Genomic DNA, 15,692 nt, shown 5'->3' with positions numbered 1-15,692 from the left:
ATTTATGCCCACTACTACTGATTCTCCTTCGCATCGTATTGCATCTGGAACTCGTGACTCGCGCAAGCACACCCCTAAAACAAATATGCGGGGGCTTTACCAAAGAGCAATTCGTGAGTCATTTATCAAGCTCGATCCGCGAATTACTGTCAAAAACCCAGTTATGTTTGTTGTTTGGGTGGGGACAATTGTCACCTTTCTTGTTAGCCTTAACCCAAATTTGTTTGGCACAATTCAGGCGGATATCAATCAACAACGTTTGTTAAACGGGTTGATTACCTTTATTCTCTTTTTCACCCTCGTTTTTGCCAACTTTGCCGAAGCTGTAGCTGAAGGACGCGGTAAAGCACAGGCTGATTCACTGCGATCAACGCGATCGGATACGATCGCTAACAAAATCCTCCCTGATGGTTCTATACAACAAGTCAATTCTACGGAACTGCGACGGGGCGATTTGGTAAAAGTCAGTGCAAACAACATGATTCCCGCCGATGGAGATGTAATTAAAGGCATCGGCTCGGTGGATGAGTCTGCAATTACTGGAGAATCTGCCCCTGTACTGAAGCAACCAGGTACAGATATTGCTAGTTCGGTGACAGGCGGTACACGCCTACTCTCTGATGAGTTGACAATTCGCATTAGTGCTGATCCTGGACAAGGCTTTATCGATCGCATGATTTCCTTGGTAGAAGGGGCAGAACGCAGCAAGACTCCTAACGAGATTGCTTTGACGGTATTGTTGGCAGTATTAACCCAAGTATTCTTGATTGTAGTGGCGACAATGCCCCCATTTGTTGCCTACATCGCCAGCTTTATCAGTACGGCCTTTGGGGCTGAGGCGGGAAACAGTTTACGGGCGGGTGCTAGCGTTGCTATCCTCATCTCGCTACTGGTAGCTTTAATTCCGACAACTATCGGTGGTTTACTCAGTGCGATCGGTATTGCTGGGATGGATAGAGTTGCTCAATTTAACGTCATTGCTACTTCTGGTCGAGCCGTAGAAGCTTGCGGCGACATCAACACCTTGGTGCTAGATAAGACAGGCACGATTACCTTGGGTAATCGGATGGCTGATGAGTTTATTCCTCTGGATAATCACTCAATAGAAGATGTGGCGCGAGTCTCCCTAGCTGCTAGCTTGTTTGATGAAACGCCAGAAGGCAAGTCAATTGTGATCTTGGCAGAAAAGTCTCAGGCTGCGGTAGACTTCAATCTCGAAAAAGCCGAGGGTGTAGAATTTTCGGCGAAAACCCGGATGAGTGGCACGAATCTACCCGATGGCAAACAAATTCGGAAAGGGGCGGTGGATGCCATTAAGGGATTTGTCCGTTCTCGTGGTGGCTACGTTCCTGATGATGTAGACGTAGCTTATGAGCGAGTTTCCCGGTTAGGCGGTACACCCTTAGCTGTCTGCCAAGATGACAAGATTTATGGTGTCATCTACCTCAAAGATATTGTGAAACCTGGTCTGCGGGAACGATTTGACCAACTCCGGCGCATGGGTGTTAAGACTATCATGCTTACAGGTGACAATCGGATTACCGCTTCGGTGATTGCCGAGGAAGCTGGGGTGGATGATTTCATTGCCGAAGCAACTCCAGAAGACAAAATTGAGGTGATTCGCTCTGAACAATCTCAGGGTAAACTGGTGGCAATGACTGGGGATGGTACTAATGATGCACCTGCCTTAGCTCAAGCAAACGTGGGTGTGGCAATGAACTCTGGGACGCAAGCTGCCAAAGAAGCTGCTAACATGGTGGACTTAGACTCAGACCCCACGAAGCTAATTGACTTAGTAACCATAGGTAAACAGTTGCTAATTACTCGTGGAGCCTTGACAACATTCTCCATCGCTAACGATATTGCCAAGTATTTTGCCATCATTCCGACTATCTTCGCAGCTGCTGGAATCGGCGCACTTAATATTATGGGATTAAAGAGCGCCCAATCTGCGATCGTCTCGGCGCTGATTTATAATGCCTTGATTATTCCGGCACTAATTCCACTGGCACTTAGAGGGGTAAAGTTTTTACCTTTAACAGCAGATCAACTGCTACGTCGCAACATCTTGATCTTTGGTCTGGGCGGCATCGTTGCTCCCTTTATTGCCATCAAACTGATAGATATTATCTTACCGTTGTCTTAATTTACTATGAAACCTGTTCAGATCCGCCGCACTATTCTTGCATCCCAAGTATTAGAAGAAATAACTGAAATCTGGTGTCAATGGCGTAGACAAAAGCTACCACTGTATTTATTTCTGGCGATGTGTTTCAACCTAGTGGTTGCACCTCTAGTCTATGCCGCTACTGGTGAAGAACTTTCTCGCAGTCAATCTTGGGGATTGGGACTGTTAGGACTGGTGACACTAGGGCTTTCCATCTATTTATTTTTTGTAATGTTTGTACCGGAGAAATTCTAATGAGTTTTGCACGCGAAGCCGGTAGAGCCGTTCGTTCTACCCTGGTACTCTGGGTTATTGCAGCGATTATTTATCCTTTTGCGATGATTGCCATTGGGCAGATTGTGTTTCCGTTTCAAGCAAACGGTAGTCTAATAACTGACAAAAGTACAGGTCAAGTTGTCGGTTCTGCTTTAATTGGTCAACCTTTTAGTAGCGATCGCTATTTTAACAGCCGTCCCAGTACCACCAGTTACAGTACAGCCGATCCCAAAAAGGATGATGGGGGAGTTTTGAAAACTGGGGTTTCTGGTGCTAGTAACTTGGCTCCCAGTAATCCCGCATTGCTGGAACGCATCAAAGGTAAAGATGACCCAAACCCCAGCAAAAAGGTTGAAGGTGACTTCACTCGTCTGAAAACAGCAGGTGTGCAGCCGACTGGCGATTTAGTCTACACCTCTGGTTCCAGCCTTGATCCTCACATTACTCCCGAAGCTGCGATCGGGCAAGTTGCAAGAGTAGCCAAGGCGCGAGGAGTTCAGCCGAACCAGTTGGAAACTTTGATTGCTCAAAATACCGATGGTCGCTTTCTCGGCATCTTTGGTGAACCTGGAGTTAATGTGTTGAAGCTGAATTTAGCTCTGGATCAGATTAAAGAATAAAGGCATAGAAAATAGCCAAAAAGGGATGTTCCTAATTATTGCCACCCCTTTTATTCAGAATCAATTTTTAATGATTACTTAAAATCGAAAGGCTTAGATTCCCGATTTATTAAATAAGTCGGGAATTTTGTTATTTAGAAATGATTAAGTAGGGCTATATAGCAATCCTATCTACAATTCAGATAAGCCCAAAACCCTCATGTAGAGACGCGATTTATCGCGTCTTCAAAGACCAACCGCAGAGGCGCAGAGAACGCAGAGATAATAAAAAGATATTTTCACGAATGATTAAATAGGAATATATCAAATCTATATCTTGAAATATAAGCAAGTAGGCGAGAATAAATCAAAGTACATTAAGTAATATAAAAAATCTTGAAATGAGTTCACTAGAAACCTGGAATTATTCACGCCGCTCTACTTATGCTTGTATAACTAATTAATAAACACAATGATGCGATCGCGCAGTGGTGTATGCAACCTCTGGATCAAGAGCAAAATGGGCTTGGTAAATTTTTGAATGCGTGAATGCATGAATGCGTGACTTCCCCGAACGCGAATTTATGTTGAGCAGAGTCGAAACACAGCGTCTCCCAGAGTTGGGGTTCACTAGATTTCCCCACAGCTTGAAGCTGTGGGATGAGTTAATATTATTTATTTGTAACAATTTTGTCAGGCATATCTTATAAGTTACTGGAATCTGATAAAATTTCCAATAAGTACAATAACTGCTTGTTCTCTTTTTTCTTGAAGCCAGTGATTTTGGGCCTTTTTTGGGAAAGGAAAATAAAAAAATGTCTAATCTATTGTGGAAAACTCTGGTACTAAGCCCAGTAGTTTTGGGAGTGACGGTGTTGGTTTCCGCTAGGGCTATGGCTACTAAAGTACCAGCCTCTTCTGAAGGTATAAATGCAAAAGTTGCTCAGACAGAAGCGCCACTAGCTTCTAGTGCTTCAATATTCATCCAAACAGGGCAACCAAAAAATCAGCAATTGGTTGCCCAGGCAAAGACTGATGATAATAAGGTTTTAGAAGAAGTTAACCGCTACAGCAGTGAAGGCAAGAACCAGAATTCACTGTCTCAAGTCACATCAGTTTCTCAGTTTTCTGATGTACAGCCGACTGACTGGGCATTCCAAGCTTTGCAATCCCTGGTTGAACGCTACGGTTGTATTGCTGGATACCCCAATAGCACTTACCGTGGTAACCGGGCACTAACCCGTTATGAATTTGCCGCAGGTTTGAATGCTTGTTTAGATAGAGTTAATGAACTGATTGCCACAGCAACTGCTGACTTGGTGACAAAACAGGATTTAGCAACCCTCCAACGTTTGCAAGAGGAATTCTCGGCAGAACTAGCAACTCTGCGTGGCCGAGTAGATGCTGTAGAAGCACGGACTGCTGAACTGGAAGCAAATCAGTTTTCTACTACCACAAAATTGGTGGGTGAAGCTATTTTTGTCGCTACTGATGTATTTGGCGGTAATACTGGCGATGCTAATAATACTGTCTTCCAAAATAGGGTACGTTTAGACTTGCAAACCAGCTTCACAGGTAAAGACGTTTTACACACCCGTCTTGCAGCCGGTAATGCACAAGCGTTTTCAATAAGGGATAACGCTAATGGGGTTCTCAATACTTCTGAAGGTACACAAACATTTCAACTCAACGGTGGAAGCACCAATAACAATGTCAATATAGACTGGCTGGCGTATTACGTACCCATCGGCCCAGCCCAAGTTTACTTGGCGGCCACCGGAGGTATTCATAGCGATTATGTTGCCACTAATAACCCTTACTTTGAGGACTATGATGGCGGTAATGGTGCTTTGTCTACCTTTGCTTCTGAAAGTCCCATCTATCGCATTGGTGGTGGTGCTGGTGCAGCACTGACTTTACCCTTTGGTAGCGGTGGCAGTTTTTTCAAACCAAGTTCACTAACAATAGGCTACTTGGCGTCAAATGCTAATAATCCTATAGCAAATCAAGGTTTGCTTGAAGGTAACTATGCAGCTCTTGGACAGTTGAACTTTAGTGTTGGCGATCGCTTGGCGATCGCTGCTACCTACGTTCACGGTTATCATGGTGCTGGAAGTATCGGTTTATTTGATGCAGGTGGTGGTTTGACAACTGGCGCTAGCCGCGTCGTAGGTACTGGTCAAGCTAACACCCTAAGTACCCTAAACGCATCTTCCAGTAATTCATACGGTGTATCGGCAGCCTTCAGACCCAGCGATAAACTGTCAATTAGTGGCTTCGTTTCTTACCACGATGTCACAGGCTTCGGTGCTGGTGATGATTATGAAGCTTGGAGCTACGGAGTTGGGATAGCCTTACCTGACTTCGGTAAACAGGGTAACGTTTTAGGTATTTTTGCTGGCGCAGAACCCTATTCCTTTAATCGGACAGGTTTAGCTGCTAATCTTGCTGGTAATGATATACCCTATCACTTTGAAGGTTTTTACAAGTATCGCGTATCAGATAACATCTCAATCACCCCTGGTGTCATCTGGTTGACCTCGCCTGGTCAAAATAGCGGTAACGACGATGCCATTATCGGTACGCTAAGAACAACTTTCACCTTCTAAACGTAAAAGTTACGTCTTGCTTTGAACTTAAGTTCCAGGCGGGTGAGCAACTCAACAGTTAACAGTTATGACTGTTGAGTGTTCAAAGATTTAAGCTAGAAATAGCTTAAGTTGATATGTATGATAGCTGTACATCTTTAACGTAAGGGACTTCCAAGTAAAAAAATATTCCATTGCTATTGTTCACTGTTAACCGTTGACGGTTCACGAGTTTTCAGTCAACAGTCAACAGTCAACAGTCAACTACTTGAATGTGGAATAGTTTATTTTTTGGAGTTCCCTAATTTAGTTTTCCAAAAGTTTTTGTGTAACTCCTGATCCCCTAATTAAAATTAGGGGGATTTTTTTATTTTTTACTTGTCAATCAGCCTACCTGCCATTTTTTGCAGTTTTCTGCCCACCTCTTCTAAGGCGATCGCTCTCTAGGTGGAAGGCCATTAGAGGGTTGTATCATAGGTATCGGGTTTATTTGATTTGACAAGCGATCGCTATGACAATATTACTGATAGGATATTCAAAATGCGAGAACTTTACCCAGCGATCGAGCCTTACTTAGAAGGTAGTTTACAGGTTTCTGACCTTCATACCATTCATTTTGAAGAGTCAGGAAATCCCCAAGGTCAACCCATCGTTTTGCTGCATGGCGGCCCTGGTGGTGGATGTCCAGCTTTTTATCGGCAATATTTCCACCCAGAAAAATGGCGGTTAGTCATGTTTGACCAGCGCGGTTGTGGTCAAAGTACACCCCATGCAGAATTACAAGAAAACACCACTTGGGATTTAGTCAGTGATATCGAAAAACTGCGCCAAAATTTAGGTATAGAAAAATGGGTGGTGTTCGGTGGTAGTTGGGGTAGCACTTTATCATTAGCCTACAGTCAAACCCATCCCTCTCGCTGCGCGGGATTAATTCTCCGTGGTATCTTCATGCTGAGGCAAAAAGAGTTGCGATGGTTTTACCAAGAGGGTGCTAGTTATATTTTCCCTGATGCTTGGGAAGAATATCTTAAACCAATTCCCATAGATGAACGTGATGATCTAATCGCAGCATATTATAAACGCTTGACCGATCCAGATTTAGAAATTCAATTAACAGCAGCGCGTGCTTGGTCAATTTGGGAAGGTAGTACCAGTAGACTGTTTTTAGATCCAGAACTTATGCAAAAGTTTGGCGAAAGTGAATTTGCTTCAGCTTTCGCTCGAATTGAATGCCATTACTTTATGAATAAGGGATTTTTTGAAACAGAAGATCAATTACTCTTAAATGTAGATCGTATCCGCCATATTCCGGCTGTAATTGTTCAGGGACGCTATGATGTAGTCTGTCCAATGATATCAGCTTGGGAATTACATCGCGCTTGGCCGGAAGCAGAATTTATTGTGGTTCCTGATGCTGGGCATTCGATGAGTGAACCAGGAATTTGCAATGCTTTGATTGAAGCAACAGATAATATTAAATTAGGTTAAATATTTAGATTTATATAGCGTTTCCCAATGATATAAAGTACATGATAGCCCCCTCTCGAAGAGCCTACGGTGTATACACAAATCTTACCGCAGCGATATCTTTATTAATATCTCGCACTGCATTTCTATTCCGCCTCGGAATGAATTCCGAGTCTCAGAGCCACTGTCCACTCAAGTGGACTGAATCGCTCATTTAGTCCAATACGGTTCACTTAAGGCCAAAACTCTTGTTTTACGAACCGCAGAGGCGCAGAGAACACAGAGAGAAGAAAGAGTATAAATGCTTAACTGAACTGTATTGTCATTTAGTCCACTTGAGTGGACTTGGGCTATCAGCCCTGAACTTCAGTTATGGGCGGGATATCGGTAAGTGTGACAGTATTAATAGTGATGCCAGCATACTTAACCCCACTCACACCCAATACTGTTCGGTTAAGAAGATTTGTAGGTTGGGTTGAACTTTAGTGAAACCCAACAAATCCCTGAAAATGTTGGGTTTCGTTCCTCAACCCAACCTACATTGGAGTTATTTTTTAGGCTTAACCGAACAGTATTGCACTCACACCTACACTTGTTACCAAAGAGCCGCAAGCGTTACCAGCAAGCCCTAAGTAGTTAGCCATAAATAAATTCAAGTTTGTAGTAAGGACTTTAGTCCTGAAAAACCTTGCTATGAGCGATGAATCGCTCACTACAAACTAGGATTTTCTTGTATGTTTAATTATGCATATTTAATTAATATATTTTCCTATACTGAATTAGCATCTCGAAATGCACAAAAGTGAGATTTTACCTGGAAAAAACCTTTAAGAATTCGTTTAAGTGAATTAAACTTAACCCACCTGATAGCTGTAGCCGCTTCTACCCATTGCCGTTTTCTTTTACTTGCTTCTGGATAATCTTCACTCAGCATCTCAACTGGTAACAAATACATGCTTACCCGATAAGTTTTGCCTCCTTTGCGGTACTTGTAACTACCGAGTTCATTAGTATCTACCTGCCCAATTACCCCTGCTTCTTCCCACGCCTCTTTGGCTGCTGAATCGGGCGGACTCATGCCATTAGGAATATCTCCTTTCGGAATTACCCAGTGTTGAAAGTTACGGCTTGTGATTAGCAAGATTTCAATTTTGCCATTGTTCACTCTATAAGGAATCACCCCAGACTGTTTAAACACTTTGCTAACTTTTCGACTCATGTAATTTACATCCTTTACAGCCTAGCTTTTTTGTACAATGTTTACTTCAAAAAGTCTAGAGCTGATACTGGATAAATTTTAGTTAACTTCAGGTTATGGAAGGATTAAAAAAGATTTGTAACTATAAAAGTTAATTATTATTGAAGTAGTACCGCACAACCGCAAGGCGGAAGTCAAAAGTCACGCATAATTCTGACTTTTCACGTTATGTGGAAAAGCTAACGATTCACCTAACGCCCTAACCCCCTTCCCGACGCTCTAAGGGGGAAAATTCCAAGCCTCTCTCCTCAAAGGAAGAGAGAAATAGAAGTAAGGTTTTCCAGATACCGATGAATTGTCAGACGCGTAATTGTATTCTAAGCTTTTGCACCTTTTGAAATGGTATGCTTATTTCACCATGCTGTAATAGTTTTGTAACCTTATAAATATAAAATCAACTGCTGTAAAAGGTGTACTCCTGATGACTGATTTACAAATGCAGCACTATTAATAACATTAAATGTTCTGACTACATGCCAGAATACCTGCTATCAATATAACTAACTTGACTTTTAAGGCTATTTCATTCTCATCTAGCCCGCCTCAGAATTTATTCTGAGGCTAATAGCAGAAGTCGTCTAAAGACGACTAATAAAGGCTTTTAGTCCACTAAGTGTGGACTTGGGCTATGAGCTGCGGAACTTTAGTTCTGGGCGGTTTATGTCTAGAACGAAATAGCCCTGCTTGACTTTTTAAGATTTTGATAGATATACAGCGAAGATATTGTATTTAAATCTACTTCTTTAAGCTCATTTTCATGATCATTAGTATTTTGAAACAGTACTGTAAACGCACCAGCACCTAGCCTATCTTGAGGAAACATCCGATAACAAGGCATTTTAGTTAAATGTGACTGATATTTGGCTAAATGACTAATTTCTATCGCCTGAAACTGGGGAAAGCGTTCTAAAAACCATTCACAAACTTGCTCATTTTCTTCGGGTGAATATGTACAAGTCATATAAGCAAGATACCCTTGTGGTGAAACAACTTTAGCAGAGTTAGCTATAATACGCTTTTGTCGATTTGCACTTTTATTAATAGCAGTCGGGTGAAAACATCCGGGAGCTTTTTCACTTTTAGCAAGTAAAGATTGTCCAGTACAAGGAGCATCTACTATTACTAGATTGCTAGAGTAGGGAAACATTTCGGCAAATATACTCGAATCTCTATTAACTACTGCACTAGGGCTAATATCGCAACGCTTCAAATTAGAAATTAGCATTCCCAGACGTTTACCAATTACTTCATTACTGATGAGTAAGTCAGGTTGTAAAGCTTTCCAAGCAAAGATACTTTTACCTCCTGGTGCAGCACACATATCAAAAACTAAACTTACTGGCACAGGAATAGCTAACAAAGTAGTAGCTGCAAACACCGAAGAAAAATCTAAACAATAGAAATATCCTTGTTGATGCAAGGGATGCTGACCGGGTTTTTCTCCCAAAGATAAACGGTCTATAAATTCTGGTTGCCAATAAGTTGGTGTTTCCACTGCCAAAGACGAAATATCTGGCTTTTGTTTACACCAAAGAATACTGGGTGAAAAAGGCTGAGGATTCATCAAAGCCTCAATAAATTTTTCTTGTTCATCTAGATTAGTGAACAAACGCCGCGAGACTTTAAGTAATAAATTAGAAGGTTTTTCCATGTAGATTAGTAATTATGAATTATGAATTATGAATTACGAATTAGCTTTATCCAAATCAAAATAAAACTGTTACACAAGAACAATGTAATTAAGGCTTTTGGCTTCATACTCAAAATATAATGACCGCCATTGGGAACGCAATGGCCAAGCTACCCCACTGCACCGGAGAAGGTCATGTTATTAGATAGTTTTCCGCAAAAATTACGCAAAGAAGCACAATTATGGAGGGATGAAGGATTAATTAGTTCTTCGCTGTATGAGCAGATAGCAGAACGTTATCAATTTAAGAACTTGGAAGCTGCTGCACGCGATCGCAATCAAGCGATCGCTATTGCCATAGGCGGCATACTTTTATGCTTAGGCATAATTACCTTTGTAGCAGGAAACTGGCAGGGAGGATCGCGAGAAGTCAAGTTTATTTTGATGATAAGTTTGTTTTTTGCGATCGCAATCACTGGTTTTTACAATTGGATAACACCTGAAGGAAAGAAGCCACAAAAAAGCAAACGCATACTGGGAGAGGCGTTGCTAATTTTAAGCGCCTTCATTTTCGGTGCAAATTTACTGCTGATGGCCCAGATGTTCAATATTGCCGGTTCAACTTCCCAACTATTTCTCGCCTGGGGGTTCGGTGTTGTAGTGCTGGCCTTCAGTTTGTGCTTAAATTCTTTAGGAATTCTGTCAATTGTCCTCGTGGAAATCGGCTATTGGACAGGATTAGAAGACTTGTGGTACGCTTCAGGTGATCTAACTTGGTCGCGCCTAGTGGTGCAGCACATGCCTTTATTGGCATGGCTAGTGTTTGTACCCTTAGCCTACTTCTGCCGATCGCGTTGGATTTTTGGTCTAGCAGCCTTTGTTTTTGCTAGTTCCTTACAAGCCAACCTGAATCCTCTACCACTGCTGAATTATGCTGATATAGCCCCTTGGGTGGCATCTTTTGCTTTTGCACTCCCACCTGCATTATTCTGGAGTTATGATGACTTGCTGTTTCCAAGCATAAATTACAGGTTGTTTCAATCTCTGGCCCGTAATTTAGCGTTGGTAAGCTTTGGCATGGTCTTTTATATCTTGTCTTTTCGTTGGGTCTGGGAATCTCCAAATTATAGTTATAATCAGCCTACGAATGTGACAAACTTATTCGAGTCTCTGCCGATTATCGATTTGGGGATTCTTAGTGGCTTGGCGGTATTGCAATGGTTGTTTCTACTGCGTCAAAGAAATAACCCACCGCGCCGCGAAGTGATTTTCACTACTGCTGTCATTACTACCTTTCTTGCCTTTATTACCCTAGTACCTTTTTGGCATCAAACTATCAGCCGGATTGATGAACTTGGCATTTTTATTTTCAATGTACTTCTAGCAACATTAGCCTGGGGACTAATTCAAGAAGGATTGAAATTAAACAACAGAAGTTCCTTTTGGGGCGGGATGCTGTTAGTAACACTGCAAATTATCAGTCGCGTGCAAGAGTACGATACCGATTTACTTTTCAAATCCCTAGTCTTTGTTTTGTGCGGTTCTGCTTTAATTAGCGCTGGACTCTGGTTTGAACGCCGCCTACCTGGTGGTAGTGCAAGTAAAAAGTAGTGCAAAGGATGAAAGAATTCAGGAGTCAGAATTCAGGAAAAGTTCACTTAATCTAAAATTGAATGATTCCTAACTCCTAACTCCTAACTCCTAACTTATTCTGAAATCTCTGTGCGTCAAAGTTTTTAAAGTTTCTCTGCGTCAGTCCTAATCTCGTTACTTTTGACCTCCTCAATACCTCTGCTTTTTAGGACTACGCTCATGACTAATACTTCTTCTGAATCTAAAAATAAACCCTTGTCTCCCGAAGCCGAGTTCTCCAATAAGGTGACTTTTCGGGATTACTTGATTGCTAGTGAACAAAAATCGAATAAGTCCTTACCTTTTTGGCGGTTACTAGCTCCCCTGGCGCTGCAAACAGGGCTAATTATGGCAGTACCAGCCCAAGCGCTTTATACAGACGTGACAGGTAAGACGGTGATTTTGCAAACCGTACCTGTAGACCCTAACAATGTGCTAGAAGGTAACACCTTAGACTTAGATTACAACATATCCCGCACTGCAAATTTGAGCAGATTACCTGGTTGGCAAACATTAGTCAGCAAAGGTCGGGGAAGTGGCAGAAGATTGCCTGAAGGAACTAATATTTACGTGACCTTGCAAGAGCAATTATCCTCTGGTCGCGGTGTTCCTAGAGCTTGGAGACCGTTGCGAGTAAGTAGCGATCGCCCCACAACTCTAAGAGCCAATCAGGTAGCCTTAAAAGGTGTTTATCAAGATGGCTCTGTTAACTACGGCTTAGAAACATATTACATCCCAGAAAACCAACGGCAACAAATTAGGAACGATTTGCAAGCCCAACGCGCCCGTAGAGGACAAGTACCGCCCATTGTAGTGAAGGCGAAAGTTGATCCACAGGGTAAAGCAGTGCCACTTAGTATGTGGGTGCGCGATCGCAACTATCGCTTTTAAGCTGTTAAGCTAAACCTCATCTAAGTTGAGAACCGTAGTTTTCGCCCTCACCCTAAATCCCTCTCCCATATCTGGGAGAGGGACTTTGAAATTCTAGCTCCCCTTCTCCCCAAGGGAGAAGGGGTTGGGGGATGATGAGAGATATCAGTGAAAAAGAATTATAGAGCAATACGCTTGGTGTTAGCGCCAAAAACATTGAAATGTGTAGGTTGGGTTGAGGAACGAAACCCAACATTTCGGGACTTTGTTGGGTTGCACTTTGCTTAACCCAACCTACAATTTTCCACAAAGCCAAGCGTATTGAATTATAAAGACGTAGCACTGCTACCTCTCTACAAGGGTTATGGGTAACGCATATTTAATTTCACTCATATCTCTAATAGACATCTCCGAAAATGAACGTAGAGACGTAGCACTGCTACCTCTCTACAAGGGTTCTGGGTAACGCATATTTAATTTCTGGAGATGTCTAATGTTTAGTCTCCTAAATAAATACCCATACCACGAGCGGTTTTAACTAAAGTACCATTGGGATCGACGGCGCTATATTGAGCGATCGCTTCTGTAATTGGTACACTTAATACTTGGCGATTTTGCCAAGTCACCATGCGATCGTATTTATCTTCTGCAATGAGATTAACTGCTGCAACACCAAAAGCAGTTGCAACTAATCTATCTAGTGGTGAAGCAGTTCCACCCCGTTGAATGTGTCCTAAAACTGTGACTCGCGTTTCTACACCAATGTGTTCAATAATTTTATCTGCTAAATACTCGCCAATTCCACCGTATCGAGATTGACCTAAGCGATTTGTAATCGTCACATTTTCCCCATCGTGGGTACGAACCGCTTCAGAAACAATAATCAAACAATAGTTTTTGCCTTTCTCTTGGCGTTCTTTAATTTTGTGGCAAATATGCTCAACTGTGTAAGGAATTTCGGGAATTAAAATTACATTCGCTCCCCCCGCAATTCCCGCAGCGATTGCTATGTGTCCGGCATCACGCCCCATTACTTCCAAAATCATGACTCGGCTATGACTTGCAGCAGTAAAATGTAACCGATCTAATGCTTCTGTGGCAATATTGACTGCTGTATCAAAACCGATGGCATGTTCAGTAACACCAATATCGTTATCAATGGTTTTGGGAATACCAACTAAGTTAATGCCGCCTTGTTGGGCGAGGCGACGCAAAATTGCCAAACTACCATCACCGCCAATCCCAATCAAAGCATCTAAACCTAGCTCATGATAACCTGCAATGATTTCTTCGGAGCGATCGCTTACACTCCCATCCACCATTGGAAAAGCAAAAGGGTCGCCTTTATTGGTTGTCCCCAACATTGTGCCACCCGCAGTTAACAGCGAGTCAACTTGATCGACTTCCAACTTAGTGAATTGTGGGGGACGCGCCATTAATCCTAAAGTCGCTTGACGAATTCCCAAAACCTCCCAGCCGTAAGTATCCACAGCACAATTCACTACAGCCCTAATCACAGCATTTAAGCCAGAACAATCACCTCCACTGGTAAGAATTCCTATGCGTTTGGGTTCTCCCATATTTTTTATTGACATTTTGATCCAAATATATTTAGTAGTCGATGAAACTTAAGACATTAGCAGCAGATTAAACCTAAGCAAATGCGCTCCTTATAAATGCCAAAGTAATTTTATGTTTCTTTTGTATCTAAAACAAAACAAAGTTATCTCAGCTGTAAAATGTTAAGTGTAGAGCCAGTAGTAGATTAAACCTAAGCAAAAGCAATCCCCGAAAATGCTAGGGTGTTTTTATGCTTGTTTTGTGTCTAAGAAAAAACCAAGTTATCCCAGCTGTAAAATATGAGGGTGGAGCCAAAGGTGACTAGTATTGATAATTACAACTTCTCTTTTCCAGGAGAAGTAACAATCCCACAGGCTCCTCCTGAATTTAAATCAGGTTTTATCGGCATTGTTGGTCGTCCAAATGTCGGTAAATCTACGTTGATGAATCAATTGGTAGGACAAAAAATTGCCATTACGTCACCAGTAGCGCAAACAACACGTAACCGTTTGCGCGGCATTTTAACTACACCAGAGGCGCAATTAATTTTTGTAGATACGCCAGGAATTCATAAGCCCCATCATCAATTGGGGGAAGTTTTGGTGCAAAATGCCAAAATTGCCATTGAATCGGTAGATGTAATCCTGTTTGTGGTAGATGGAGCAGTAGCTTGTGGATCAGGCGATCGCTATATTGCCGAATTGCTGTGTCGCAGCAAAACACCAGTGATTTTGGGCGTGAACAAAATCGACCAACAACCGTCCGATTCTCAGTTTCTAGATGATAGTTACGCGCAGATGGCCCAGTCCCATGAATGGGAAATCGTGAAATTTTCTGCCAAGACGAGTGCAGGATTACCGCAACTTCAAGAATTATTAATAGAACATTTAGAAATTGGGCCGTTATACTACCCGCCAGATTTGGTAACTGACCAGCCAGAACGCTTTATTATGGGTGAATTAATCCGAGAACAAATTTTATTATTGACTCGTGAAGAAGTACCCCATTCAGTAGCGATCGCTATTGATCTAGTAGAAGAAACTCCCAGCATTACCCGGATACTTGCTACTATCAACGTCGAGCGCGATTCCCAAAAAGGCATACTCATTGGCAAAGGTGGAGCGATGCTCAAAGCAATTGGTAGCGAAGCCCGCGAACAAATTCAAAAGTTAATCTCTGGTAAAGTTTACCTAGAATTGTTTGTGAAAGTTCAGCCAAAATGGCGACAGTCGCGGATAAGTTTAGCAGAATTAGGCTATCGGGTGGAAGAATAAAATTAAGTTAGGAGTTAGGGGTTAGGGGTTAGGGGTTAGGGGTTAGGAGTTAGGAGTTAGGAGTTAGGAATTAAAGAGTTATGAATAAATAACTCTTGACTTTCTACTTTGTTTATGAGTGGTAGGTTTTTCAGATTAGACCAATTTATTGAGTTTGAGAACCAACATAATTGTCTGAAGCCCTAAAGATTAGTTCAATATTAGTTCAATATTAGTTCAATAATTGAGAAGTTCCTCAATTATTTTTTGGAAACCTAAATACTTAACCTTGAAAGCTATTCTCAACTCTTAACTCCAAACTCCAAACTCCTAACTCCCAACTCCCAACTCCCAACTCCCAACTTCAAACTCCTAACTCCAAACTCCAAACT

11 protein-coding genes are annotated in these 15,692 nt (G+C 42.0%); 8 read left to right on the top strand and 3 right to left on the bottom strand.

Going from position 1 to position 15,692, the window contains the following annotated elements; translation table 11 throughout:
* The first annotated feature begins 4 nt into the window (after positions 1 to 4).
* From kdpB to pip, 5 genes are all read left to right on the top strand, one after another.
* Positions 5 to 2,146: a potassium-transporting ATPase subunit KdpB gene (gene kdpB / locus D1367_RS00555; protein WP_118161717.1), complete on the top strand. Its 2,142-nt coding sequence runs from the start codon at positions 5 to 7 to the stop codon at positions 2,144 to 2,146.
* A gap of 6 nt (positions 2,147 to 2,152) precedes the next feature.
* A complete protein-coding gene (locus D1367_RS00550) occupies positions 2,153 to 2,422 on the top strand; it encodes a potassium-transporting ATPase subunit F (RefSeq protein ID WP_118161715.1) in 270 nt (89 codons plus the stop codon).
* Positions 2,422 to 3,063 carry a K(+)-transporting ATPase subunit C gene (gene kdpC / locus D1367_RS00545; protein WP_118161713.1) on the top strand — a complete coding sequence of 214 codons (642 nt, stop codon included), beginning with the start codon at positions 2,422 to 2,424 and terminating at the stop codon, positions 3,061 to 3,063. The genes D1367_RS00550 and kdpC overlap by 1 nt, the downstream gene beginning before the upstream one ends.
* A 794-nt stretch (positions 3,064 to 3,857) precedes the next feature.
* A complete protein-coding gene (locus D1367_RS00540; RefSeq protein ID WP_118161711.1) occupies positions 3,858 to 5,651 on the top strand; it encodes an iron uptake porin in 1,794 nt (597 codons plus the stop codon).
* A 519-nt stretch (positions 5,652 to 6,170) separates the two neighbouring features.
* On the top strand, positions 6,171 to 7,118 hold the full coding sequence (pip, locus tag D1367_RS00535; protein WP_118161708.1) for a prolyl aminopeptidase: 948 nt from the start codon (positions 6,171 to 6,173) through the stop codon (positions 7,116 to 7,118).
* A gap of 748 nt (positions 7,119 to 7,866) precedes the next feature.
* On the opposite strand, the gene D1367_RS00530 is transcribed toward pip, so the two are convergent.
* Positions 7,867 to 8,316, bottom strand: a complete 450-nt coding sequence (locus tag D1367_RS00530; RefSeq protein WP_118161706.1) for an NUDIX hydrolase — start codon at positions 8,314 to 8,316, stop codon at positions 7,867 to 7,869.
* Between the two features lie 703 nt (positions 8,317 to 9,019).
* Positions 9,020 to 10,006, bottom strand: coding sequence for an RsmB/NOP family class I SAM-dependent RNA methyltransferase (locus D1367_RS00525; protein WP_118161703.1), 987 nt, complete (start codon positions 10,004 to 10,006; stop codon positions 9,020 to 9,022).
* A gap of 174 nt (positions 10,007 to 10,180) precedes the next feature.
* On the opposite strand from D1367_RS00525, the gene D1367_RS00520 reads away from it, so the two are divergent.
* The gene (locus D1367_RS00520; RefSeq protein WP_118161701.1) at positions 10,181 to 11,596 is read left to right on the top strand and encodes a DUF2157 domain-containing protein; all 1,416 of its coding nucleotides are present in this window, start codon (positions 10,181 to 10,183) and stop codon (positions 11,594 to 11,596) included.
* A gap of 201 nt (positions 11,597 to 11,797) precedes the next feature.
* On the top strand, positions 11,798 to 12,508 hold the full coding sequence (locus D1367_RS00515) for a GDYXXLXY domain-containing protein (RefSeq protein ID WP_118161699.1): 711 nt from the start codon (positions 11,798 to 11,800) through the stop codon (positions 12,506 to 12,508).
* Positions 12,509 to 12,984: 476 nt separating this feature from the next.
* Here D1367_RS00515 and D1367_RS00505 read toward each other — a convergent pair whose 3' ends face one another.
* Complete coding sequence (locus D1367_RS00505; RefSeq protein ID WP_118161694.1) at positions 12,985 to 14,067, bottom strand: ATP-dependent 6-phosphofructokinase; 1,083 nt, start codon at positions 14,065 to 14,067, stop codon at positions 12,985 to 12,987.
* Between the two features lie 279 nt (positions 14,068 to 14,346).
* Here D1367_RS00505 and era point away from each other — a divergent pair, with 279 nt between their 5' ends.
* Complete coding sequence (gene era / locus D1367_RS00500; RefSeq protein ID WP_118161692.1) at positions 14,347 to 15,321, top strand: GTPase Era; 975 nt, start codon at positions 14,347 to 14,349, stop codon at positions 15,319 to 15,321.
* The last annotated feature ends 371 nt before the right edge of the window (positions 15,322 to 15,692 follow it).

Source organism: Nostoc sphaeroides (assembly GCF_003443655.1).
Lineage (GTDB): Bacteria > Cyanobacteriota > Cyanobacteriia > Cyanobacteriales > Nostocaceae > Nostoc > Nostoc sphaeroides.
Note: the sequence above shows the minus strand (reverse complement) of the source record. Positions and strands in the feature narration are given on the sequence as shown.

What these genes read in the sequence shown, in the direction of transcription:
- era (WP_118161692.1), top strand. Translation starts at nt 14,347, where the DNA reads ATGAGGGTGGAGCCAAAGGTGACTAGTATTGATAATTACAACTTCTCT.
- D1367_RS00515 (WP_118161699.1), top strand. Translation starts at nt 11,798, where the DNA reads ATGACTAATACTTCTTCTGAATCTAAAAATAAACCCTTGTCTCCCGAA.
- D1367_RS00550 (WP_118161715.1), top strand. Translation starts at nt 2,153, where the DNA reads ATGAAACCTGTTCAGATCCGCCGCACTATTCTTGCATCCCAAGTATTA.
- D1367_RS00540 (WP_118161711.1), top strand. Translation starts at nt 3,858, where the DNA reads ATGTCTAATCTATTGTGGAAAACTCTGGTACTAAGCCCAGTAGTTTTG.
- pip (WP_118161708.1), top strand. Translation starts at nt 6,171, where the DNA reads ATGCGAGAACTTTACCCAGCGATCGAGCCTTACTTAGAAGGTAGTTTA.
- kdpB (WP_118161717.1), top strand. Translation starts at nt 5, where the DNA reads ATGCCCACTACTACTGATTCTCCTTCGCATCGTATTGCATCTGGAACT.
- D1367_RS00525 (WP_118161703.1), bottom strand. Translation starts at nt 10,006, where the DNA reads ATGGAAAAACCTTCTAATTTATTACTTAAAGTCTCGCGGCGTTTGTTC.
- kdpC (WP_118161713.1), top strand. Translation starts at nt 2,422, where the DNA reads ATGAGTTTTGCACGCGAAGCCGGTAGAGCCGTTCGTTCTACCCTGGTA.
- D1367_RS00505 (WP_118161694.1), bottom strand. Translation starts at nt 14,067, where the DNA reads ATGGGAGAACCCAAACGCATAGGAATTCTTACCAGTGGAGGTGATTGT.
- D1367_RS00530 (WP_118161706.1), bottom strand. Translation starts at nt 8,316, where the DNA reads ATGAGTCGAAAAGTTAGCAAAGTGTTTAAACAGTCTGGGGTGATTCCT.
- D1367_RS00520 (WP_118161701.1), top strand. Translation starts at nt 10,181, where the DNA reads ATGTTATTAGATAGTTTTCCGCAAAAATTACGCAAAGAAGCACAATTA.